The following is a 22360-nucleotide window of genomic DNA, read 5'->3' as shown; positions in this document are numbered from 1 at the left end:
TTTTTAATCCTTTAATGGGTTTTGACAACTTAATACCCCCCTATTTCATATCTTAATTTTTCAGTTTTTTTAAACTAGCCATGACTTCCATCAAGTCATGTTTTAGTACCTCTTCATCTTTTTTCCTATCTTCACTACTTAATTTTTGTATTATATCACGCTGCCTCTCCATTAAACTGGCAATTCTTATTTTATTTATTATGTCCAAAATTGCTTTTTCATTATTCTCGAAATTACATTCCTCTTCGCTCATCCTAACAAGCTCTCCTGCATCAACATCATCTAATGCGCCGAGTATCTCATTTAAAGCGACACCTTCTTTATTTTTTATTCTTTCGATAACCTCAAAAAGCATGTAATCAATCTTCTCATCATGTACTGTTATTTCCTTTAGATATTTTTCCATTTTCCAATACAAACTATTGTTATTGGCCAACATTATAAGGATTAACTTCTCATAATGAGCTACATCATTTTCCTTTTTAGCAATTCCTATTCTGTTATTATTTACAATAAGCCCTGAATTATCTTTGTCACCTTTTTTACTAATCCTTTTTAGTTCCTTTAATATTGATTCCTGTGATACATCATAATCCTTAGCTATTTTATTTATATAAACATCTCTTTCGAGATTGTTATATACACCCGACAATATCTCTGCCACGGAATTTAAAAACTTTATCTTACCATCAACGCTCGCGATATCTACTTCTTCTCTTAGCTTATTAACTCTGTACTCAAAAGCTATACTGGCATCATCTACTAAATTGTTGAATACATCCTTGCCATAATTTTTGATAAATTCATCTGGGTCTTTTCCTTGTGGGATACTCAAAATCTTTACTCTTATGCCTGCGCCCTCTAGCACTTTTATCGCTCTCTCTGTCGCCTTCCTTCCTGCCATATCCATGTCATACGCAATAACAACTTCCTCTGTATATTTTTTAACCAATCTTGCTTGATCCTCTGTAAACGCTGTCCCAAGTGATGCAACTGCATTCTTCACTCCAGCTTGATGAAGCGACACCGCATCCATATACCCTTCCACTATTATCAAACTTTCTTTGCTGTATTTCTTTGCAAAATTTAATGCATACAAATTTTTTCTTTTTGAATATATCACTGTCTCTGGTGAATTCAAATACTTAGGCTCGCCATCTGCTATTATCCTTCCTCCAAAAGCAATGACATCACCCATAACATTAAATATTGGGAACATAACTCTGCCCCTAAATCTGTCATACACACTTCCATTCTTGTTTTTTAAAAACAAGCCACTTTTCTCCAAAGCTTCACCACTAAACTCATTCTTAACACTCTGATACAAATCATCCCACTCATTACTAGAATACCCTAAACCAAATTTTCTTAATGTGCCCTCACTAAGCCCTCTTTTATCCAAGTACTCTTTAGCCTCTGTTCCTTCATCAGAATGCAACACACCATAATAAAACTTCGCCGCAACTTTATTTAAATTACTAAGTTCTTTCTTTAGATTACTAAGCTTTATATCTCCTATATTCACAGTGTCTGGTATTGTTATATTAACTCTATTAGCCAAAAACTCAATCGCATCTATGAAATCCAAATTTTCTATATCCTTTATAAAATTTACTACATTGCCACCTCGTCCACATGAATAGCAATAATACATTTGCTTAGGGCCTGTAACAGAAAAAGATGCAGTCTTCTCTCTGTGGAAAGGGCACAAGCCAAACATATATTTCCCTTTCTTCTCTAACTTGACATACGTAGACACAACATCCACAATATCATTCGCTCTTATTATTTCCTCTACTAAATGGTCAGCAATGTACCTACTCATTTTTTCACCACCATGCGATTTTCCTTTGCCAAAACTTTGTTTTTTTAATACTTTAAATACAGACAATTCCTCGGTATAAGCCCCTCTTTTTTTCATCAAAGCTTATCACCGAGTTAAATTTTCCCCTACTTAAGACACATATTTCGCTCATCCAAATCGAACCCTCTCGCTAAATACTATCACACCAATTATTATTAGTCAATATATTTTTCAACAAATTTCTTATAAATATAACGTTTACACATGTCTTTCCCTATCTATATGCTTCCTTTTAGTACTTGGTCCAGCTTGCGAAATACTGTTCTCCCTTTTTACTTTTTGCCCTATAGAATTTCTCTTTTCTTTATATTCTTTTAATAATCTTTCTACTTCTTTATATTTCACGCTCTTATGTGGTTTAGCATAATCATTTGTAGTATATCCACCTTTATCCTTTGCACTAGGATTAGCTCCTCTTTTCAATAACAATTCTATGGTTTCTTTAGGTGCTTCTTCTTTACATGCTTACATTAGTGCTGTTCTCCCATCTATATCCTTTTCATTAGGATTAGCTCCTATATCTAACAATAACTCTACTACCTTTTGAGAGCTATTATTTCCACTTGCGTAAAACAATGGTGTCATTCCATATTTATTCTTCTCATCAACCTTAGAACCTCTATCTAGTAATAACTTTATTACATCTTCAGATATATTGTTTTCACCTGCATACATTAAGGCTGTCATTCCAGCCATATCTGTTATACTAGCACTTGCACCACAATCTAACAGTAAATCTATTACTTCTCTGGTTGCTTCTTTTTCAATAAAAATATTTTTCGCTTTCTTAATACCTACATAACAAACCCTGTATATACCTATAAATACATATACTCCAGGATTTTTTAATTTATTTTTTTCTGTTTTGAGAGGAATTTTATAACACAAAAACACTCCTTGTCACTTGGTGCAACAGGAATCATCACAATATTATTATAGCATACTGGATACGTAAGACTTTAACATCAAAAAAGGAAATGTATAGGATTTGACTTTCAATTTGAAATCAGAGATATCTTTTGATGTTTTCTATTTTTTGGGTCATAACCTTCACTATACCGCTTTTTTCATCCTGTGCATCAGTATACTTAACAAAATCACTCGTAGGCACTTTCACATATACAATCTGGCTTTTATCTATTGTGCTCATATTTAATTTTGTCTTTGCTTGTTCCTTCACTTTGAAAAGATTTTCTTCTTTTTCTATTGACACCCTTAAAGCTATATTGCTATTTTTTATTTGCTCATACTCTTTTAGAACTTTACTCATATTGTAATTCATCTCTGTTAATACCGAATATCTATACATCATAATCAATGCTAAAGCACAACATAAAAAAACATGCATCAATATTTTCCTCTTTTGTTTATTATTCCTCTTTTCTTGCTCTTTCCTCTTTAATAATTCATTTTCTTCATATACGTCATAATCCAACTTGCGAACAGCTGTTCCATGTACGTAATACTGTCTCTTATCAATCATAAGCTAATCCCCTCCCTCTCAAAAAGACTATATCTTCTCTAAAACTCTAAGCTTAGCACTCCTGGCCCTCGGATTCTTTTCTATCTCTTCTTTTGTTGGTATAATGGGCCTTCTTGTTATCACATTTGCTATAGGTCTCTTGCCACATACACACACCGGAAATTCTTTTGGACAAGTACATGGATTTTTCATCTGTGCAAATTTTGTCTTAACTATCCTATCTTCCAGTGAATGAAATGTTATTATCGCAAGTCTCCCTTTTGGTTTTAATACCGAAACAGCCTTATCTATAACTCTCTCTAGCACACCCAACTCATCATTTACTTCTATTCTTAATGCCTGAAATGTTCTCTTTGCTGGATGCGGGCCATCTATTCTTGCTCCTTTCGGTATTGCTTTCTTTATAATACTTACTAAATCAAGTGTAGTAGCTATATATTTTTCTTCTCTTTCACTTACTATAAATTTTGCTATCCTACTTGCCCATTTCTCTTCTCCATATTCGCTAATAACTCTCTTTAACTCTTGCTCACTATAATTATTTACTATGTACTCTGCTGTCATATCTTTATTTTGGTCCATCCTCATGTCCAGTGGAGCATCTTTTTGATAGCTAAAACCTCTACTACCTTCATCTAGCTGATATGACGACACCCCTATGTCTAACAAAATCCCATCCACTGCATAAATTTCATTCTCTTGCAAGACCTCTTGTATGTTCTCAAAATTTGTGTTGCTAACCTTCACTAAAGCTTCACTATTTAAACTCATAAGTCTTTGTTTTGCCACACTCAAAGCTTTTTGGTCTTGATCTATCCCTACTAGAATTGCTCCCTTCTTTAGCCTCTTTAATATCTCCTGTGAGTGTCCTGCTCCTCCTAATGTCCCATCTACATAGATGCCTGTTTCTTTTATATTTAAACTATCAATGCACTCATCCAGTAAAACCGGTTTGTGCTTAAAAGTTATACCCATACTCCACACCTTCTACTATTTTTTGTCATACATCATTGGGAAATTTTCTTAAGTCATATGCCAAGCATCGCCATCTTGTTAGCTATTTCATCCATATCCATATTATCATCAGACACATAATTCTCCCAATTATCTTTTGACCATATCTCAAATCTAGATGAAACCCCTATGGTGTAAACATTCTTTCCAAGCTCTGCATAGTCTCTTAAGTTTGATGGAATAAGTACTCTTCCCTGCTTATCTACCTCACATTCAGTAGCTCCCGAGAAAAAAAATCTTGTGAAATTTCTAACATACTTATCTGTCTGCGGTAACTCTCTTATCTTCTTTTCAAAATTACTCCACTCACTAAGAGAGTATCCATACAAGCAATTGTCAAGCCCTTTTGTCACAATGAATCTCTCTCCAAGTTCTTCCCTAAACTTGGCTGGTATTATTATCCTTCCTTTGGAATCTATTGTGTTTTTATACTCTCCACAGAACAATAATCATCACCACTTTTCACCACTTTTAACCACCTTACTTATAGTATATATCAAAAATATTACCAACGCAAGCCCCTTTGTGCCCAATATCACGAAATTGTACGCTAAGCACAAACATTTAACGTCGCTAAACGCTCTCTCTGCAAGCATTTTGGTGACAAATGTTACAGCAGCAAAAAATTTTCTTTACTATTTGATTTTGCACATTATAAGCCAGTTTAACGTAATTTGACGTCAATGTTTTCTCATTGACGTCAAAAAATTCACCATCTATTACCACCTTAATTTTTTTAAAAATTTAAATGTTTTTTCCCTCCTTTAACTCAATAATTTTATCTCGCACCTTCTTTAGATCCTCAAACATAGGAATCTTTTTAGACCCATCTCGCAATAGTGCAGCTGGGTGAAATGTTGGCATTATAAGTACGTTTTTCTTTTCAATCCATTTGCCACGCATTTCAGTAATTTTTACTTCACACTCTAACACATACCTCGATGCTGTGTTACCCAAACACACAATTATATTTGGTTTTTGTAAGTATACTTGATTTCGTAGATAATTTATACATATTCTTGCTTCCTCTTGTGTTGGTACTCTATTTTGAGGTGGACGACACTTTACTATGTTTGCTATATATATTTCATCTTGAGATATCCCTACTGCACAAAGGAGATTATCTAGCAACTTTCCTGCTCTCCCGACAAAAGGCTCTCCTTTCATATCCTCATCTGCACCGGGGCCTTCCCCTATAATGAGAATCCTCGCATCCTTATTACCTCTACCAAAAACAACATTGTTTCTTGTAGTAGAAAGGCAACATCTATTACAAGTTTTACACGCCATTTCTAGCTCTTCCCATGTCTTTATCAACGCTGTCACACTCCTCTTTTGTCTTTATCCCATATTATTTTGTGTATCTGCAACTGAAACCGAATATCTAGCTTATCTTGCAATATCCACTCAACTATTTTGGCATAATCAATCTTGCCAAACACAGGTGATATTATCAATTGACCACGTCGATGATACGTATTGATTACCTCCTTAGCTCTTTCATAATCAAGCCTACTTCCAACCACAAATTTTATTTCATCGCTATCTTTAAGATACTCAAAATTACTAAGTATCATTTTATTATAACATTCTGACGAATCCAATTTAACATCCATAACAAATCTATGCATATTACCAAGTTTAAACTTACTTATATCAATAGATCCATTCGTCTCTATCGATACCTCATAATCACAAAGCCTGTCCATTAGACACTGTATATCTTTTTGCAACAACGGTTCTCCTCCTGTTAAGCAAACTCTTTTACAACCAAGCTCTTCTACTCTAGCCACAATATCATCACACGACATATCGTACCCTTCATCATACGCATACTTAGTATCACAATAACTGCATCTTAAATTGCATCCCGTAAACCTAACAAAAACGGTTGGCAATCCTATTGATTTACTTTCTCCTTGTATACTCAAGAAAATTTCATTTACTTTCATAATTATCCCTCTTTATCTAGTTATTGTCGCAAAGCTTGTCGGTGTCTCCCACAAAACTATCTTCTCTAACTTACATTCTTCATTACAAAACATCTTTTCGCACTCATCCCACATCCATTTAACCATCATTTCACACGTCGGATTAAATTCAAATACTTCATTTAGATATTTGTGATCAAGTCTTGATATAATACCACTTTTTACTAATGAACTAAGCTTATTAAAATCACATATCATTCCTATTTTATTTATCTCTCCAGTAACCGTCACCTCTAGCTTATAAGTGTGACCATGCAAATTTTTACATGCACCTTCATAATCTCTCAAGTTATGCGCACTATCAAACGTAAAAATTTTTGTAACACTTATCATAATTTTATTATCACCTCTATTTAAAATTTACATCATTTTCGTACGGAATAGGATCTATGAGTCCCGCTTCTTTAAATCCACGAAGCCTTAATGTGCAGCTATCACACACACCACATGCCCTATCTTTTCCATTGTAGCAACTTGTAGAATATTGAAGTGGAGCATTAACTTTTACTGCAAGCTTCACTATCTCACCTTTAGACAAATGTAATAAAGGTGTTTCTATTTTTATAGGATTACCCTCCACCCCTCGCTTTGTCCCAACATTTATCATTTTCTGAAATGCATCAATAAATTCTTCTCTGCAATCAGGATAACCACTATAATCTACTGCATTAACACCAATAAATATTGAATCTGCACCAACAACCTCTGCGTACCCTGTAGCATAGCTTAAAAATATCATATTCCTCGCTGGTACGTACGTCACAGGTATTTCTCCATCTCCTTCAAACTTTGGAACATCAATTTTCATATCAGTTAATGCACTTCCACCTACGTTGTCCATTTTTATTATTTTATGAGTCTTTACTCCAAAGTGCTCTACTACCTTTTTTGCACACTCAAGTTCTCTATTTAACCTCTGTCCATAATCAAACGAAATTGGATAAACTTCATACCCCTCACTTATAGCATATGATATACATGTAGTACTATCTAATCCACCTGACAATAATATAACTGCTTTTTTCACAAAATCACCCTCCTTAAACTTTTCCTAAAGCCCAAACACAACACCCTATCGCTCCATTTAGCTGTGTATGCCTAGGCACTATAACATTTTTATAAATTCCTTCTTCTTTTATAAAATTTATAAACGCACTGTTTTTTGCTACTCCTCCTGTTACAACCAATGTATCTTTTCTAAAACTTGCAAGTTTCGGTTGTATCCTCTTATACAAAGAATAATTTACACCAGCTGCAAGCCTAGGCAAATCAACTCCTTCAGATATTTTGCCTATTAACTCAGACTCTGAAAAAATTGCACAAGTAGAGTTTAATTTTACTGGACCACTACTATAGCGCGTCATTTCACTAAGCTTTAAGCCCAGTACGTTCGACATATTTTCTAAATATCTACCACAAGACGCAGCACACTTATCATTTAGCAATATATCTTTCATTTTGCCTCCATCTACCAATATTATTTTGCTATCCTGTCCACCTACATCTAAAAGCACGAAATCTCTTAATCCTGTAGTGTATATTGCTCCATACAAATGCGCCTTGAGTTCAACTATTTTTTTGCCACCACTAACGTTAACATTATTTCTACCATAACCTGTACTAATTATTTGGTCGAACCCATTAAGATTTAATTTTTCAAAATCAATTTCTATTTCACCATTTGAACTAGAACAGTACTCTCTGTAGAACTTGGCTGTATCAATAATACTACTTTCTTTCATATTATCATCTTCAAATACAACAATCTTTACGCTTCTACTACCCAAATCAATTCCTACTATTTTCACAACATCACTCCAACATATCTATAAAAGATTCTATTCTCAATTTTGTCCTAGCATCAAGCTCACCTGGCCTGTCCCCTTCTATAGTCAAAACAGGTATCCCCAGTAAATCCTTTACTATAATATCTTCTATCCCTCTATAACAAAAGGCTTGTACATAATGTATAATTCCATCAATTCCTCTTAGATTAATATTCTTTTTTATATCACTAAGCCTTCCATTTAGATCATACGGATATGTATAATTTAAATACACTTGGGTTATATCATCATTACCAATCCCATCTACCATACTAAACTGTCGTTGAACTTCATTATATACTATCTTTGCATCATGCTCCTCAACGAAATCATATATATCCGTAAATATTGGCGGAACCCCCATATACCCAAGTCTCACTGATCTTTTTGGGGGATGCCGTTTTTCTACATCAGCTATAAATTTATCCAAACGACTATCAAATTCCTTATAATCACTATCGAAATCACTACACGACACTTGCCAAAGATGATTCTCAAACCCTGTTACTTTGTCGTCTCTCCATGTTAGTAAATCAACATATGCTACCTTTTTTCGTATCTTATCAAGCTCCCTTTTCACTAATACCGACTCATCCCAGGTTGTATTCAAAGAATCACATAATCGTAATATGTTCCCTTCCAATATATTATAATCCTTTGAATGAGGAAATGCAAAGGGAATCGTTTTTATACCACGTTGTTCCAACACCTCAATTAGCCCTCTTGTATTAGAACAATCACCCTCCACTACTCCTATTATTGTATCTATATCCTCTGATTGAACAACACTTGCGTACAATCCTTTTATCCATGCACATATGCTCCTTGGAAATCCATCCATCTCCGCTAATTCAACCCACGCCAACGTATTCTTATTGGTAACAAATATATTATTTAAATCAACTGGAGTGTTCCTAGATGCAATCAGTACTTCAACTGGAACACTCGTCGTAATACCTATCCTTCCCAAAACTACTACCTCATTTCATATGTTAAGTTCCTTGCACCTAAATGGTATTATACATCCTAATAATATTTTTTTCAATAGGTAGTTTTTTACCCTCCCAACTGTACACTATCACCCACTGTCACCACTGTCATATTTTCATTTGCAAACTCCATCTTCTTTAATATCCGTAGAGTGTCATCAGTTGATCCTCTATCAATTACAATAAGCCTACCATAAATTCGACTTAGGATATTATTTATATCTAGTTCTATAGTATCCTCTTGATCCTTCACAAATAATATACTATCCACAGGTATCTTACGCGAACTCTTATGTACTCGTGAAACTATTTGTCCAACAAAGCTTGACACACCATAAATAAAAAATGTGTATAAAAATATCTGCACTATTATACTAGCCATCTTGATTGCTCCTTATCTTTGTTATCATATTTTATTTATATTATGTCTATCTATATATTAAGGTGACTACGTTACAAGGAACAAATATCCTTAGCATGATTCCACTTATTTGAAGACTATATTATTTAGGAGAAATATAGTTTTAATGTTATTGTCAAAAACTTTTCTTTTGTACTTCACAACAAATACAACAAAAATATAATATATACATTTATTTAACTTTATTGCTTTAATCTCCCATTTTTTTGACTAAGCTTAGTATATAGCAAAAATACCCTTCCTTAATAAAAGTTAGGGTATTTCGGACTATATTGGTGTACAACTGTATTAGTACATACCACCCATTCCACCTTGCATTGCTGCCGCAGCTGCTGATTTGCTTGCTTCATCTGGCTTATCTGCAACTATACTCTCTGTAGTTAGTACCATGGATGCAACTGATGCCGCGTTTTGAAGTGCTGATCTTGTCACTTTCGCTGGATCAACTATACCTGCATCTATCATATTAACATATCTTTCCTCTAATGCATCAAATCCAAATCCAACTTCACTATTCTTTAATTTATCTACAATAACGGATCCTTCTAGACCAGAATTTTTTGCAATTTGTTTAACTGGTTCTTCCAAGGCTCTTAATACAATCTGCACACCTGTTCTCTCATCTCCTGAAGTTTCGTCTAATAACTTCATAACCTCTGGGATTGCATTTATGTATGATGTACCACCACCAGCTACTACTCCTTCTTCTACTGCTGCTTTTGTCGCTGCTAATGCATCTTCTATTCTCAATTTTTTCTCTTTCATCTCTGTCTCTGTTGCTGCTCCAACTTGTATTACTGCAACTCCACCGGATAATTTTGCTAATCTTTCCTGTAACTTTTCTTTATCAAAATCAGAAGTTGTCTCTTCTAGTTGCTTTCTTATTGTACTTATCCTATCCTTCAACTCATTCTTATCACCAGATCCATCAACTATAATTGTGTTCTCTTTTTGCACAATTATTTGTCTTGCTCTTCCTAATTGTGTGATTTGTGTCTCTTTTAAATCTAACCCTAATTCTTCTGTAATTACCTCTCCACCTGTTAATACAGCTATATCTCTTAACATTTCTTTTCTTCTATCTCCAAAACCTGGAGCTTTTACAGCAACACAAGTAAATGTTCCTCTTAATTTATTCACAACCAAAGTAGCTAATGCTTCTCCTTCTACATCCTCTGCTATTATCAACAACTTTTTGCCCTGTTGCACTATTTGCTCTAACAATGGCAATATATCTTGTATGTTTGTTATCTTCTTGTCAGTAATTAATACATATGGATCATCCAATACTGCTTCCATCTTCTGATTATCAGTTACCATATACGATGACAAGTATCCTCTATCAAATTGCATTCCCTCTACAACTTCTAGATTTGTTCCCATTGTCTTGGATTCTTCCACTGTTATTACTCCGTCATTTGTAACTTTCTCCATAGCGTCTGCTATCAAGCTTCCCACAAAGTCATCGTTTGCCGAAATGGATGCAACCCTTGCTATATCCTCTTTTCCATTAATACCTCTGCTAACAGATTTTATTGCTTCAACTGCTTTATCCACTGCTTTCCTTATTCCTTTTCTAACTATCATAGGATTAGCTCCAGCCGCTACATTTTTAAGTCCTTCTCTTATTAACGCTTGAGCTAATAATGTTGCTGTAGTAGTTCCATCTCCTGCAACATCATTTGTCTTTGTAGCAACTTCCTTTACTAGCTGCGCACCCATATTTTCGAATTCATCTTCCAACTCTACCTCTTTTGCTATTGTTACACCATCATTTGTTATTAGTGGTGAACCATATTTCTTATCTAAGACCACATTTCTTCCTTTTGGTCCTAGTGTCACTTTAACTGTATCTGCTAACTTGTTTATTCCAGATTCCAATGAACGTCTTGCGTCCTCTCCAAATTTTATTACCTTTGCCATATCCAAAACCTCCTACTATATTATTCAACTATCGCTAATATATCACTTTGTCTTACTATTGTGTACTCCGATCCTTCAAACTTAACTTCCGTACCTGCATACTTGCTGGTTAATACTCTATCTCCAACTTTCACTTCCATCTTAACTTCTTTTCCATCTATTATTCCGCCTGGACCTACTGCAACAACTTGGGCCACCTCTGGTTTCTCTTTTGCACTACCAGGCAACACAATACCACTTTTTGTTGTCTCTTCACTCTCAATTTTTTTTACAACAACCCTATCTAATAAAGGTTTAATCTTCATATCTAACATCCCCTTCCTTTTGTTAGCACTCATGTCTACTGAGTGCTAAAATATATTATATACTTATTTGATTTTATTACAACTTATCTATTTAGCCAAATATGACTAATCTTGTTGTGTTTTCTTCATTTTTCTCAAGATATCTTATTAATTCTTATTTTTTCTAGTACAGTAATATGTATGCTTCAAAAAAATTATAAATACCACTTGCAATCATTATTTTTTTTTGATATACTTAAATCTGTCGGTTTTTGGTAGGTCAAGAGGACACATTGCATGACCATGCATTGAGAATAGAGTTAGGAGGTCAGAAAGGTATGATTACAGCTGGTGATTTTAGGAATGGCGTTACTTTTGAGATGGATAATGATATATTTCAGATTATAGAATTCCAACATGTTAAACCTGGAAAAGGTGCAGCATTTGTTAGAACTAAACTTAAGAATATCATAACTGGTGCTACAGTTGAGAAAACATTCAATCCTTCAGATAAAATGCCAAAGGCTCATATAGAGAGAAAAGACATGGAGTACCTTTACTCGGACGGAGATTTGTATTATTTCATGGATGTTGATACATATGAGCAGATTCCATTAGGAAAGGATACTGTTGGTGATTCATTGAAATTCGTGAAAGAGAATGTAATTGTAAAAATATTGTCACATAAAGACAATGTGTTTGGAATAGAACCACCTATATTTGTCGAGCTTGAAGTTACAGATACAGAGCCTGGTTTCAAAGGAGATACAGCTACTGGAGCAACTAAGCCAGCTACTGTTGAAACAGGTGCCACAGTAAAAGTACCATTATTCGTCAACGTAGGTGATGTTATAAGAATAGATACGCGTACAGAGGAATATATGGAAAGAGTTTAGCAGATACTTAGTATAAAAGGAGGTATGAGTTATGAGTTTAATGAGCGATAAAGTTTCATACGTAAAAGGATTGGCGGATGGACTAAAAATTGATGACTCAACAAATGAAGGTAAAATATTATTACAAATATTAAACATTTTAAATGATGTTGCTTGTGCATTAGAAGATGACAGAAACGCTATAGAAGAGCTAGAAGATCAAATAGAAGGAATAGATGAAGATTTGGGAGATTTAGAGGAGTTTGTATACAGCAACAATAGAGACGATTATGATTCATGTGATTGCGATTGTGGCTGCTCTGATGATGATGACGTAAAATATATAACTGTGGAATGTCCTCATTGCAAAGAAGAAACTAGCTTTGATGTGGATATTTTTGGTGAAGATACAAATTTTGTTGAATGTCCTAACTGTCATCAAAAAATAGATGTTATCTATGAAGATGAGAATGACAATTGTGGTTGTCATTGCGATAAATAGTATTATAGAAAGTATTACGTACTATAGCTATTTGGAGTATTTGTTACCCCAAATGGCTATAGTTTTTAGTTCAATATTTTTTTGTATTCTCTCTAGATTATACGCCTCTACCCTTACTTTTACCTTTTCCTTTTATATATTTGATAGCTTCCATAAAACGTATCCTTTGTTGCACTAATTCATTCCCATATTCATCATATTTATGTACCTTATCAATTTTCTTCAAATCTGTTAAAACTTCCATTATTTTATTTAACTCTAAAGAAACTTTTGATATCTCTTTATCACTATATTTTATGGGAATATAATATAATTTATTAATAAAACTATCCATATTACTTATACTTTCATTCAAATATTTTAATATCACATTATTGTAAACTTCTTCCCTTTGTATGTCGCTTAATTTAAGTAATATTTTACAATTTGCACCTTTATCTATCAATTCTTTTGCCTCTTTAAATTTACATTCTTTACATGTATTTAGTAGCATTCTATCTTTATCATTCTTTATTTTAATATTTATTTTGTTCTCTACCACTCTAGCACTATCTACCCTATCTTTTAGTATGTCTATTATCTCTCTTGGCTTTCTACTTATACGTTTTATAGATATTTTATTCGCATTCTTTTTAAGTGTATAAAGTGTGTACATAAGCCCTGTATTTCCAAACCTGTCTTTCACATTTATATCTGCTCCTCCATCTATTAATATTTGAGCCACTTCTTTCATTCCATTTTTCCATGCCCATAATAATGGTGTATTCCCATCTTGATCTATTATATTAACCTCTGCTCCTTGTTCTACTAACTCTTTTGCCTCTATATCTCGTCCATTACGACATGCATCTATTAACATTTTACCTTTCAACGTTTTTACTATTTCTTCTTTTTCTTTTGCAGTTGCAAACATTAATGCTGTATTACCGTCTTCATCTTCAATATTTATATCTGCTCCTCCATTTATCAATGCTTTTACTATTTCATTCATTCCATCTTGACACGCGCGCATCAATGGTGTGTTTCCAAACTTATTTTGTATATTAACGTTTGCTCCTTTTCCTATCAACATTTTTACTATTTCTTCATTCCCGCCTACACACGCATGTACTAATGGCGTATTACCATCATTATCTTGCACATTAATGTTTACACCCCCATCTATTAATGCTTTTACTACCTCATTCATGCCATCTTGACATGCATACATTAATGGAATACTACCAAACTTATCTTTTAAGATTACTCCCTTTGCCAATAATGCTATCGCTATATTTTCGTTACCACTTGTACACGCATATATTAATGGCGTATTACCAAATTTATCTACTGCATTGATATTTGCACCTTTTTCTACTAATGCCTTTGTCACTTCATCCATACCTTTTTTACACGCCTCTATCAATGGTGTACCCTTGTAACTGTTTGACTCATTAACATTTGCTCCTAATTCTATCAATACTTTTGCCACTTTTCTTCCTCCATTTTTACATGCATACAACAATGGCCCATCTCCCCGAAAATTTAATCTTATACTGGAAGCTTCTCCTCTAACCATCAACTCTTTCGCTAAATTGGGTATATCTTTTCGGCACACCAATTTCCATATTTCATCAATATTCTCAATTTCCCCATTTTGGGATAATTCTTGATTTATCATCCTTTTTGCTAATGCTTCATTCTTTTTCAACAACGCCTGTTTTAATACATTATTCATACTACTTTCCTCCTTATTACACAAACACAACTATCCATGTCACACCATAAGTAAATTAAATTTGTCCCTTTACTTTTTCGACAAAAAAACCTTTTTTCAGTACATTTACAAAAAAAATACGAGCCTACCCAGTCTAGAACTACTGAGTAAACTCGCCTCTCAACCTAAAATCAAGACATTTTTAGTTTATAATTAAGAAAACTTACATGCTCCTACCCCTACCTCTTTCTTTAGTATATCTGGTAGCTTCCATAAGACGTATCCTTTGTTGCACCAATTCATTCCCGTATCCATCGTATTTATGTACCTTATCAATTTCTTTCAAATCATTTAAAACTTCCATTACTTTATTTAACTCTGAAGAAACCTTTGATATCTCCTTATCACTATCTTTTGTGGGAATATCATATAATCTATTAATGGAACTGTCCATCTTACTAATACTTTCATTTAAGTATTCTCGTATAACATCATTGTAAATTGCTCCCATCTGTGTACCATTTAATCCAAATAGTACTTTACAATCTGCACCTTTTTTTATCATTTTTTGGGCTACTTCAACATTGCCTTCTCTACATGCATCAAGCAATATTTTATCTTTTTTATCCCCTATTTTGATATTTTCTACTTTCTCAATTAATTCTTTTGATATTTTTTCTCTTTGCATTTCCTGTCCCTTTCCTTCTTCCTAACTTCATTAAATACATACATAATCTCTGTGTCTCCAATACTGTCTTTCACATTTATATCTACTCCTCCATCTATTAATATTTTAGCCACTTCTTTTATGCCATTTTTCCGTGCACACAATAATGGTGTATTCCCGTTGCCATCTACTATGTTAACATCTGCTCCTTGTTCTGTCAATGCTTTTGCCTCCATATCCCGTCCATTACTACATTCATCTATCGGCATCTTATCTTTCAACGTTTTTACTATTTCTTCTTTTTCTTTTGCAGTTGCAAACATTAATGCTGTATTACCTTCCTCATCTGCAATATTTATGTCTGCTCCTCCATTTATTAATGCTTTTGCTATATCATTCATGCCGTCTTGACACGCGTGCATCAACGGTGTATTCCCGAATTTATTTGGTATATTAACATCCGCTCCTTTTTCTATCAACATTGTCACTATCTCTTTTCTTCTATTCTTACACACATACATCAATGGTGTATTACCATCATTGTCTTTTATGTTGACATCTACTCCTTGTTCTATTAAAGCTTTTAATCTTTCTGTGTCTCCATGTATACACACATTCATTAGTTGTAAATCGCACTACTTTTCTTCATTATTCATACTACCTTCTCCTTCTTTTTACATAAATACTACACCTCAAATTTTTGCCATAAAATATTTTGTTTATTGTGTCAATATAATTTAGTACCTTATTTTTTAGTTGGAAGTATTCCTCCTATTTCAAAGCCCAATCTCCAAAATCCCACTCCATGCAAATTATACTTGTTTATCAAATCTAATTTTTCATTTATACTATCATTATCTTCGTACCATACTTCATGATACACATTATTTTTGATATACGAAAAATGTGGTGATTTGGATACAATATCCCATTCAACTTTCGCATTATTTTCATTAGCAAGCTTTACACAATTTTTTGCTGGAACTGCAACTCCCTTTCCTGAAGACCAATCATATCCGTACAATCCCAAACCTAAGATCAACTTATCTGATGGAACCACCTTAGTTGAATACTCTAATATATCTTTGACCCAATTTATTGATGCGATAGACCCTGCCTGGCTTGATATATAATGTTCATCATAAGCCATTATTATAATATAGTCCGCCACATTTCCAAGTGCTTTATAATCAAATGCATAATTCCAACTTGATGTGTGCACATCGCCAGTCTTTGCTGGGACTGACACAGTGGTTATATATCCGTGTCTTGCCAACACATCTTTTAATTCTGTTATAAATAACGTAAACAATTCTTTGTCGCTTTTTTTTATATTTTCAAAGTCTATATTCACACCACCATAACCGTTTTGAGTCAGCATAATTAATATATTGTGTATAAGGACTTGTCTCTTTGATGTATCAACTAACATATTGTGAAGTAGCTCCTGATTAAAATTGCCATTGTATATATTATGCACCACAGCAAGAGGAATTATATTATTGTTATTCGCATACTCAATAGTCTCTTGTTGTGGCTCGTCCACTATTTTTATATTTTCCATATTATCAAAACTATAATTAAATACGGCAATCATATTTATATTTTTATTACTCTGAACTGATGTATAGGATAGTTTATCATTGTTATAATATGACACTGTAAATCCCATTACAATATCTTTTGGCAATGTATCAAAGTATTCCTCTTCCGTTAACGTTACACTATTTAGCTCTCCGATCCACTCCACATTAATGTCAAGACTATTCGCAAGAAACCTAAGCGGCACCATTGCTCTACCTTCCACAATAAATGGCACCACATCTAAAACATCATTTTTCTTATTTACTACTGCACTTAAACTATCTATCTGTAAAACAATTTCATTTACTTCATCTTTTACTGTAACGGATTTATTTGACTTATCCCAAACTACCTTTCCTCCCAATGCATCCATAATCTCTCTTACTGGCACCATTGTTCTTCCGGATACTATTACAGGAGACGTGTTTAATTTGACTTTTTTGCCATTTAAAATAATATTTACATCCTCAGAATCTTTTGCATACACGGCCCTACCCGCTAGAAGTGAACTTAAAAATAAGGCTACTAGTAACTCTTTTTTCACGTTACCACTCTCCTTATGTATTTGAATTTTTTAGTCTGTACTTCTAGCTTACCACTTTCTATACCTATTTTTCAAATGTAATTAATGTAAATTCCCCACTCTTAAGATTTTTACTCCATAATCACTTTCGCTTCCATAATTTTTGTTTGACCACTCATAATAATAAATCCCATTGCGCTATCAAAATTTTTTCTATATATGTTTATATGAGCTCCTTCAACACACTCATTTATATAATGAACCTCTATATCACGCACTCTATTAGCATCAAAAAACTCGGACCCTAGTGCATTAGAAACAAATCCAACATACTTAGCGTTGTTCACATGAGCATTAGAATCTATATCATCATAGCATATTGTATAGCTATATATCTTTGTGAAATCTTCTACATTCCATCTAAATCTAGAAAATGACGTCTTGCTAAACACTACATCTTCCTCATTGATGATGGAACCAAGCGCCTTTATTTTTCTTGTAGCCATATCCATCGGGCATAGTTCCTGATGGGCCTCAAACACAATATTCCCACTATCATCACTAAATCTATGCGAAATATTTAGCCTCACCTTAGAATAATTAGATACAAAGCTTTCCGAATCAATCTCTTCCCCCAACATAGGATTTTTTTTAAAATGAATCTTTAATTTAGATATAACCCAAAAAGCGTTATAACGTTGTTTGATTCCCTCGTTTGAAATATTTAATTTGCCAAAAAGATTCGTCATATTATTCTGTATAATATTCACTGCACAAATCAATTTAAGCCTAAGATGTTTATCAACATCTGAAAATTCAATTTCTCTTTTCCTACTGTATATGCTGTCCATAAATATTCCTTTCTGTATAATTGTCCATTTCAACAAGATAATTTAGCACCGAATAAATTTTGTCATTTGATACATAAAACCTAGGTATCCTTTTTCCTATAACACATGCAACCTCATAATTAACTGTCCCAAGATCCTTCGCTATTTCATCTATTGATATGCTATTCTCCCCTTGCTCCCCTATTAACACAGCCTGCTGGCCGCACCTTATATCCCCTACTATATCTGTTACATCAGCCATACACTGATCCATACAAATTTTGCCCACTATTGGCGCAAACTGACCATTTATAAGAACTCTAGCCTTATTTGTTAGCGTTCTTAGATATCCATCAGCGTACCCTATGGGTATTGTAGCTATCTTACTCTTTCTTAACGTCTTAAAAATTCTACCGTAACTTATACAGGTACCATATTCAACATCTTTCACTAAAGTAATGTTTGCCTTTAGTGTCATAGCCGGAATAAGGTTTAATTTGCGCTTATCCACTTCGTCTGATGGATACAAGCCATATAATATTATACCAGGCCTTACCATATCAAGATGCATATGCGGAAATTCCATAATCCCTGCACTGTTACACACATGCTTTATAGGAATAAATATACCCACTCGCTTAAGTTCATTGCATATGTTCATAAACTTTTCAAATTGCATATAAGTATATGTCTGATCTTTTTCATCTGCACTAGCAAAATGCGTAAATATTCCCTCAACAATTAAATTAGGCAACTTACATATATCAATAATAGTTTTAATAGAACTATACCCTGTTAAAAAACCTACACGCCCCATACCAGTATCTATCTTTATATGAATCTTCACATTTTTGTTTAATCTTCTAGCCGCATCAGACAACGCTTTCGCAAGATCATAACTAAACACCGTTTGCGTAATACCATTTAGCACTATCTCATCACACCTTACAGGATCAGTATAACTCAAAATAAGAATTGGCGTATTAATACCCTGCTTCCTTAATTGAATAGCCTCATCTAACATGGATACCGCTAGATAAGTTACCCCATTTTCAATCAATGTTCTTGCTACTTCCAAAAATCCATGTCCATACGCATCAGCTTTCACTACTCCACAAATTTCTGCATTCTTGTTTGTGATACGTCGAATCTCTTTTAAATTATGTTTTATTGCATCTAAATTAACTTCTGCCCATGCCCTGTTCAATGAATACATATTTCTTTCCTTCTTTCCTTGCTATCGCATACGTATCTAATTATATACCTAATATCTGGGATTGTCAAAATTAACTTACAAATACCGTTGTCGCTACCGGTATATAATACACCAACCACTCACTGTCACTCATATTAGTTCTAACACAACCATTTGAAACACGCCTTCCCATTGTATAATCGATTATTTTACCTCTGCCATTTACAGGATTAGAATGTATCATATACACATCATGAAATCTTATGTAATTTTTAACCCAACAATCTCCTTTAACATACGCAAGTTTACCTGTAACATACACTTTAAATACACCTCTCACTGTTGGAGTCCTGTTCCTTCCTGTAGCACATGAAACAGTCTTTATCAAATTCCAGTTACCATTTTCTCCCAAAAACGTATGTAATACTTGTCTGTTTACATCTACCCATATTAAATAACTAGTATCACTTGTCATATCTTTGCTATTTATATATAACTCAATATCATCTTTGGTCATTTGTTCTTCATTTGTTGGTGGATCTTTAGGAATAGATAAATAGCCACTTGAAATCCAATAAGTTTTGTCATCTTTTCTAACATTATATTTTTTACCACTATCCTTATCTCGTATTATTTCTACTACATCTCCCTTTTGTAATCCAGATACATTATTCAAGACTTTTGCATAAACCGTAGACGGCGTTACCAGTGCACTTACACGCTCTACCTCTTTTTGATATTCCGACTCACAAACCCCAACTATCTCTTCGTCTGCATATACAAAATTGCATGCAAATGTCAGTACACAAAATATTAGAACAAAAACAATATTGTTCTTTTTCATAAGAACACCTCCCTACTTATTGTCAAATTATGTTGAAATTATAGAATGGTTGCTAATTGATTTGTCATATTAGTCTTGTGTGTCATATAGTATCGTCAATAATATTCCTTCTCGTGAATCACAATCGCTAAATTTTAGATAAAAAATCGGGGACTTAACTCAATAAGCCCCCATTCTTGATTTTATATGTTTAAATAATTCTTTTCCACTCACTAACAATACTTCTATCATCGAAATAATTTATATTCATAGCTTCTTGAACCCGCGCCAAAGTGGCATTAGTCTTATTTCTTGCAACATTCGTGCCTTCCCGCAATATATCATAAACCGTGTCTATGTCCCTGCTCCATTTTTTCCTGGCTATACGAATTGGATTAAGTGTCTCCTCTAATACGTTAATTAAGAATTTTTTGCACACACCATCACCCAATCCACCTTTTTTGTAGTGATCCTTCATTTCGTCTAAATTATTATAACAAGGCAAATACTCTTTAAAGTGATCGTCTTCGCACAGTGCATCAAGATATGCAAAAACCACATTTCCCTCTATATGTCCTGGATCTTCTATCCTTATATGAGTGGGATCAGTAAACATTTTGCCATTTACCTGTTTTTTTATTGTTTCCGAATCATCTGATAAATATATACAATTGCCCAAAGACTTACTCATTTTGGCTTTTCCATCTACACCTGGCAAACGCCTAGCAGACTCATTCTGCGGCAATAATACATCAGGCAAAACTAATGTATCCCCATATATACGATTAAATTTTTCTACAATTTCTCTTGTCTGCTCAATCATAGGCAGCTGATCCTCTCCCACAGGCACAAGTGTAGCATCAAATGCAGTAATATCCGCTGCCTGAGACACAGGATATGCAAAAAAACCAGCTGGCAAACCCTCATCCTCAAACCCACGCATTTTTATTTCCGCTTTAACAGTCGGATTACGTGACAATCTTGCAGTAGATACCAAATTCATATAATAAAACGTCAATGCATGTAATGCCGGTAATGCCGACTGCACACACATGTTTACCTTTTTAGGATCAAGTCCCACTGATAAGTAATCCAAAACTATATTAATAATATTATCTCTAATTTTTTTGGGATTATCAACATTATCCGTTAACGCTTGATCATCCGCAATTAATATATTTATCTCATCAAATTGTCCCTCATTTTGCAATACAACACGCTGCTTTAATGAACCCACATAGTGGCCCAAGTGTAAACATCCCGTTGGACGATCTCCAGTTAAAATAACTCTTTTCTTTTCCATAGCTCTCTGGTGCAAGGCTTCATCAATGAAGCGCACCACCCCTCCTTAATTTATATTGACATTTTCTGTTTACAATTATATAATAGCTCAAGCAAAAAAACAAGTTTTTGAAATGAGAAAATGTCCTAAAATAAATTATTCTCCCATATACTAAATATCATTTTAACCAAAGAAGGATAAAAATAACCTACTACACAATACACTGCATAAAAGGTTTAAACCCTATTATAAATTCAATCCACCAAATTTAAAAGCATAGCCTTTTTTACGTTCTTCTATTGCATCTAAATATATATTCATAAGAAGGTTATCATTTTTATTTTCAAGTATCTTTAATGCTGTCATTCCTTTTTTGTCTTCTATTTCTTCCTTTGCACCTATTTTTATCAATTCCTTTATTATTGTCGCATTTTTATTTTCGCATGCTATCATTAATGGTGTACTACCATCTTCATCTCTCACATTTACATCACAACCCATTTTTAATAAGCTTAATATGGTATCATCATTTGTATTCTTCTTACATTCCTCTAATAATGAAGAACTTGCTCCTACAGTAAAAGCATC

At 33.7% G+C, this 22360-nt stretch carries 26 protein-coding genes; 2 read left to right on the top strand and 24 right to left on the bottom strand.

Annotated elements, in window-relative coordinates; all coding sequences use genetic code 11:
- Positions 1-52: 52 nt before the first annotated feature.
- The 15 genes from J6Y29_01725 to J6Y29_01655 all read right to left on the bottom strand — a co-directional run bounded on the left by J6Y29_01725 (position 53) and on the right by J6Y29_01655 (position 11816).
- A complete protein-coding gene (locus tag J6Y29_01725; GenBank protein MBP5426611.1) occupies positions 53-1921 on the bottom strand; it encodes a DNA primase in 1869 nt (622 codons plus the stop codon).
- A gap of 141 nt (positions 1922-2062) precedes the next feature.
- Positions 2063-2293, bottom strand: coding sequence for a hypothetical protein (locus J6Y29_01720; protein MBP5426610.1), 231 nt, complete (start codon positions 2291-2293; stop codon positions 2063-2065).
- 36 nt (positions 2294-2329) lie between these two features.
- Positions 2330-2752, bottom strand: coding sequence for an ankyrin repeat domain-containing protein (locus tag J6Y29_01715; GenBank protein MBP5426609.1), 423 nt, complete (start codon positions 2750-2752; stop codon positions 2330-2332).
- 118 nt (positions 2753-2870) lie between these two features.
- Positions 2871-3347, bottom strand: coding sequence for a cell division protein FtsL (locus J6Y29_01710; GenBank protein ID MBP5426608.1), 477 nt, complete (start codon positions 3345-3347; stop codon positions 2871-2873).
- 27 nt (positions 3348-3374) lie between these two features.
- On the bottom strand, positions 3375-4316 hold the full coding sequence (gene rsmH / locus J6Y29_01705) for a 16S rRNA (cytosine(1402)-N(4))-methyltransferase RsmH (GenBank protein ID MBP5426607.1): 942 nt from the start codon (positions 4314-4316) through the stop codon (positions 3375-3377).
- A gap of 59 nt (positions 4317-4375) precedes the next feature.
- Positions 4376-4807, bottom strand: coding sequence for a division/cell wall cluster transcriptional repressor MraZ (gene mraZ / locus J6Y29_01700; GenBank protein ID MBP5426606.1), 432 nt, complete (start codon positions 4805-4807; stop codon positions 4376-4378).
- Between the two features lie 298 nt (positions 4808-5105).
- On the bottom strand, positions 5106-5651 hold the full coding sequence (locus tag J6Y29_01695; GenBank protein MBP5426605.1) for a uracil-DNA glycosylase: 546 nt from the start codon (positions 5649-5651) through the stop codon (positions 5106-5108).
- A gap of 32 nt (positions 5652-5683) precedes the next feature.
- Positions 5684-6313, bottom strand: a complete 630-nt coding sequence (locus J6Y29_01690) for a radical SAM protein (protein MBP5426604.1) — start codon at positions 6311-6313, stop codon at positions 5684-5686.
- A gap of 12 nt (positions 6314-6325) precedes the next feature.
- On the bottom strand, positions 6326-6685 hold the full coding sequence (queD, locus tag J6Y29_01685) for a 6-carboxytetrahydropterin synthase QueD (protein MBP5426603.1): 360 nt from the start codon (positions 6683-6685) through the stop codon (positions 6326-6328).
- A 16-nt stretch (positions 6686-6701) separates the two neighbouring features.
- Positions 6702-7379 (bottom strand): 7-cyano-7-deazaguanine synthase QueC, encoded by a 678-nt coding sequence (gene queC / locus J6Y29_01680; GenBank protein MBP5426602.1) that lies wholly within the window; start codon positions 7377-7379, stop codon positions 6702-6704.
- A gap of 13 nt (positions 7380-7392) precedes the next feature.
- Positions 7393-8160: a 2-hydroxyglutaryl-CoA dehydratase gene (locus J6Y29_01675; GenBank protein MBP5426601.1), complete on the bottom strand. Its 768-nt coding sequence runs from the start codon at positions 8158-8160 to the stop codon at positions 7393-7395.
- A 4-nt stretch (positions 8161-8164) separates the two neighbouring features.
- Positions 8165-9148 (bottom strand): 2-hydroxyacyl-CoA dehydratase, encoded by a 984-nt coding sequence (locus J6Y29_01670; protein MBP5426600.1) that lies wholly within the window; start codon positions 9146-9148, stop codon positions 8165-8167.
- A gap of 86 nt (positions 9149-9234) precedes the next feature.
- Positions 9235-9549, bottom strand: coding sequence for a hypothetical protein (locus J6Y29_01665; GenBank protein MBP5426599.1), 315 nt, complete (start codon positions 9547-9549; stop codon positions 9235-9237).
- A gap of 327 nt (positions 9550-9876) precedes the next feature.
- The gene (gene groL, locus J6Y29_01660; protein MBP5426598.1) at positions 9877-11511 is read right to left on the bottom strand and encodes a chaperonin GroEL; all 1635 of its coding nucleotides are present in this window, start codon (positions 11509-11511) and stop codon (positions 9877-9879) included.
- Between the two features lie 20 nt (positions 11512-11531).
- Entirely contained in the window at positions 11532-11816 is a 285-nt protein-coding gene (locus tag J6Y29_01655; GenBank protein ID MBP5426597.1) for a co-chaperone GroES, read from the bottom strand.
- Positions 11817-12133: 317 nt separating this feature from the next.
- Between J6Y29_01655 and efp the strand changes: the two genes are divergently transcribed.
- Both efp and J6Y29_01645 read left to right on the top strand, forming a co-directional pair.
- On the top strand, positions 12134-12691 hold the full coding sequence (gene efp, locus J6Y29_01650; GenBank protein ID MBP5426596.1) for an elongation factor P: 558 nt from the start codon (positions 12134-12136) through the stop codon (positions 12689-12691).
- 31 nt (positions 12692-12722) lie between these two features.
- Positions 12723-13172 carry a hypothetical protein gene (locus tag J6Y29_01645; GenBank protein ID MBP5426595.1) on the top strand — a complete coding sequence of 150 codons (450 nt, stop codon included), beginning with the start codon at positions 12723-12725 and terminating at the stop codon, positions 13170-13172.
- Between the two features lie 97 nt (positions 13173-13269).
- Here the strand turns inward: J6Y29_01645 and J6Y29_01640 are convergent, their stop codons facing one another.
- The 9 genes from J6Y29_01640 to J6Y29_01600 form a co-directional block, all read right to left on the bottom strand.
- Entirely contained in the window at positions 13270-14889 is a 1620-nt protein-coding gene (locus tag J6Y29_01640; GenBank protein ID MBP5426594.1) for an ankyrin repeat domain-containing protein, read from the bottom strand.
- 202 nt (positions 14890-15091) lie between these two features.
- Complete coding sequence (locus J6Y29_01635; protein ID MBP5426593.1) at positions 15092-15556, bottom strand: hypothetical protein; 465 nt, start codon at positions 15554-15556, stop codon at positions 15092-15094.
- Positions 15526-16155 (bottom strand): ankyrin repeat domain-containing protein, encoded by a 630-nt coding sequence (locus J6Y29_01630; protein MBP5426592.1) that lies wholly within the window; start codon positions 16153-16155, stop codon positions 15526-15528. The genes J6Y29_01635 and J6Y29_01630 overlap by 31 nt, the downstream gene beginning before the upstream one ends.
- A 125-nt stretch (positions 16156-16280) precedes the next feature.
- On the bottom strand, positions 16281-17663 hold the full coding sequence (locus J6Y29_01625) for a hypothetical protein (protein MBP5426591.1): 1383 nt from the start codon (positions 17661-17663) through the stop codon (positions 16281-16283).
- A 110-nt stretch (positions 17664-17773) separates the two neighbouring features.
- Entirely contained in the window at positions 17774-18493 is a 720-nt protein-coding gene (locus J6Y29_01620) for a hypothetical protein (GenBank protein ID MBP5426590.1), read from the bottom strand.
- The gene (gene alr / locus J6Y29_01615; GenBank protein MBP5426589.1) at positions 18474-19688 is read right to left on the bottom strand and encodes an alanine racemase; all 1215 of its coding nucleotides are present in this window, start codon (positions 19686-19688) and stop codon (positions 18474-18476) included. The genes J6Y29_01620 and alr overlap by 20 nt, the downstream gene beginning before the upstream one ends.
- Before the next feature lie 70 nt (positions 19689-19758).
- On the bottom strand, positions 19759-20511 hold the full coding sequence (locus J6Y29_01610; protein MBP5426588.1) for a L,D-transpeptidase family protein: 753 nt from the start codon (positions 20509-20511) through the stop codon (positions 19759-19761).
- 190 nt (positions 20512-20701) lie between these two features.
- Positions 20702-21793: a tryptophan--tRNA ligase gene (trpS, locus tag J6Y29_01605; protein ID MBP5426587.1), complete on the bottom strand. Its 1092-nt coding sequence runs from the start codon at positions 21791-21793 to the stop codon at positions 20702-20704.
- A gap of 225 nt (positions 21794-22018) precedes the next feature.
- On the bottom strand, positions 22019-22360 hold a 342-nt coding region (locus J6Y29_01600), incomplete at its 5' end, for an ankyrin repeat domain-containing protein (GenBank protein MBP5426586.1).

The sequence above is a fragment of the Clostridiales bacterium genome (assembly GCA_017961515.1).
Taxonomy (GTDB): domain Bacteria; phylum Bacillota; class Clostridia; order Acetivibrionales; family RGIG10202; genus RGIG10202.
This window is presented reverse-complemented; position numbering and strand designations above follow the sequence as displayed.

Bases quoted from the DNA above. Each gene is read 5' to 3' on its own strand.
- J6Y29_01725 (MBP5426611.1), bottom strand. From the start codon at position 1,921: ATGAAAAAAAGAGGGGCTTATACCGAGGAATTGTCTGTATTTAAAGTA.
- J6Y29_01710 (MBP5426608.1), bottom strand. From the start codon at position 3,347: ATGATTGATAAGAGACAGTATTACGTACATGGAACAGCTGTTCGCAAG.
- J6Y29_01610 (MBP5426588.1), bottom strand. From the start codon at position 20,511: ATGAAAAAGAACAATATTGTTTTTGTTCTAATATTTTGTGTACTGACA.
- trpS (MBP5426587.1), bottom strand. From the start codon at position 21,793: ATGGAAAAGAAAAGAGTTATTTTAACTGGAGATCGTCCAACGGGATGT.
- J6Y29_01695 (MBP5426605.1), bottom strand. From the start codon at position 5,651: ATGGCGTGTAAAACTTGTAATAGATGTTGCCTTTCTACTACAAGAAAC.
- J6Y29_01665 (MBP5426599.1), bottom strand. From the start codon at position 9,549: ATGGCTAGTATAATAGTGCAGATATTTTTATACACATTTTTTATTTAT.
- J6Y29_01690 (MBP5426604.1), bottom strand. From the start codon at position 6,313: ATGAAAGTAAATGAAATTTTCTTGAGTATACAAGGAGAAAGTAAATCA.
- J6Y29_01630 (MBP5426592.1), bottom strand. From the start codon at position 16,155: ATGAATGTGTGTATACATGGAGACACAGAAAGATTAAAAGCTTTAATA.
- groL (MBP5426598.1), bottom strand. From the start codon at position 11,511: ATGGCAAAGGTAATAAAATTTGGAGAGGACGCAAGACGTTCATTGGAA.
- J6Y29_01655 (MBP5426597.1), bottom strand. From the start codon at position 11,816: ATGAAGATTAAACCTTTATTAGATAGGGTTGTTGTAAAAAAAATTGAG.
- J6Y29_01645 (MBP5426595.1), top strand. From the start codon at position 12,723: ATGAGTTTAATGAGCGATAAAGTTTCATACGTAAAAGGATTGGCGGAT.
- alr (MBP5426589.1), bottom strand. From the start codon at position 19,688: ATGTATTCATTGAACAGGGCATGGGCAGAAGTTAATTTAGATGCAATA.
- J6Y29_01620 (MBP5426590.1), bottom strand. From the start codon at position 18,493: ATGGACAGCATATACAGTAGGAAAAGAGAAATTGAATTTTCAGATGTT.
- J6Y29_01635 (MBP5426593.1), bottom strand. From the start codon at position 15,556: ATGCAAAGAGAAAAAATATCAAAAGAATTAATTGAGAAAGTAGAAAAT.
- efp (MBP5426596.1), top strand. From the start codon at position 12,134: ATGATTACAGCTGGTGATTTTAGGAATGGCGTTACTTTTGAGATGGAT.
- queD (MBP5426603.1), bottom strand. From the start codon at position 6,685: ATGATAAGTGTTACAAAAATTTTTACGTTTGATAGTGCGCATAACTTG.
- J6Y29_01640 (MBP5426594.1), bottom strand. From the start codon at position 14,889: ATGAATAATGTATTAAAACAGGCGTTGTTGAAAAAGAATGAAGCATTA.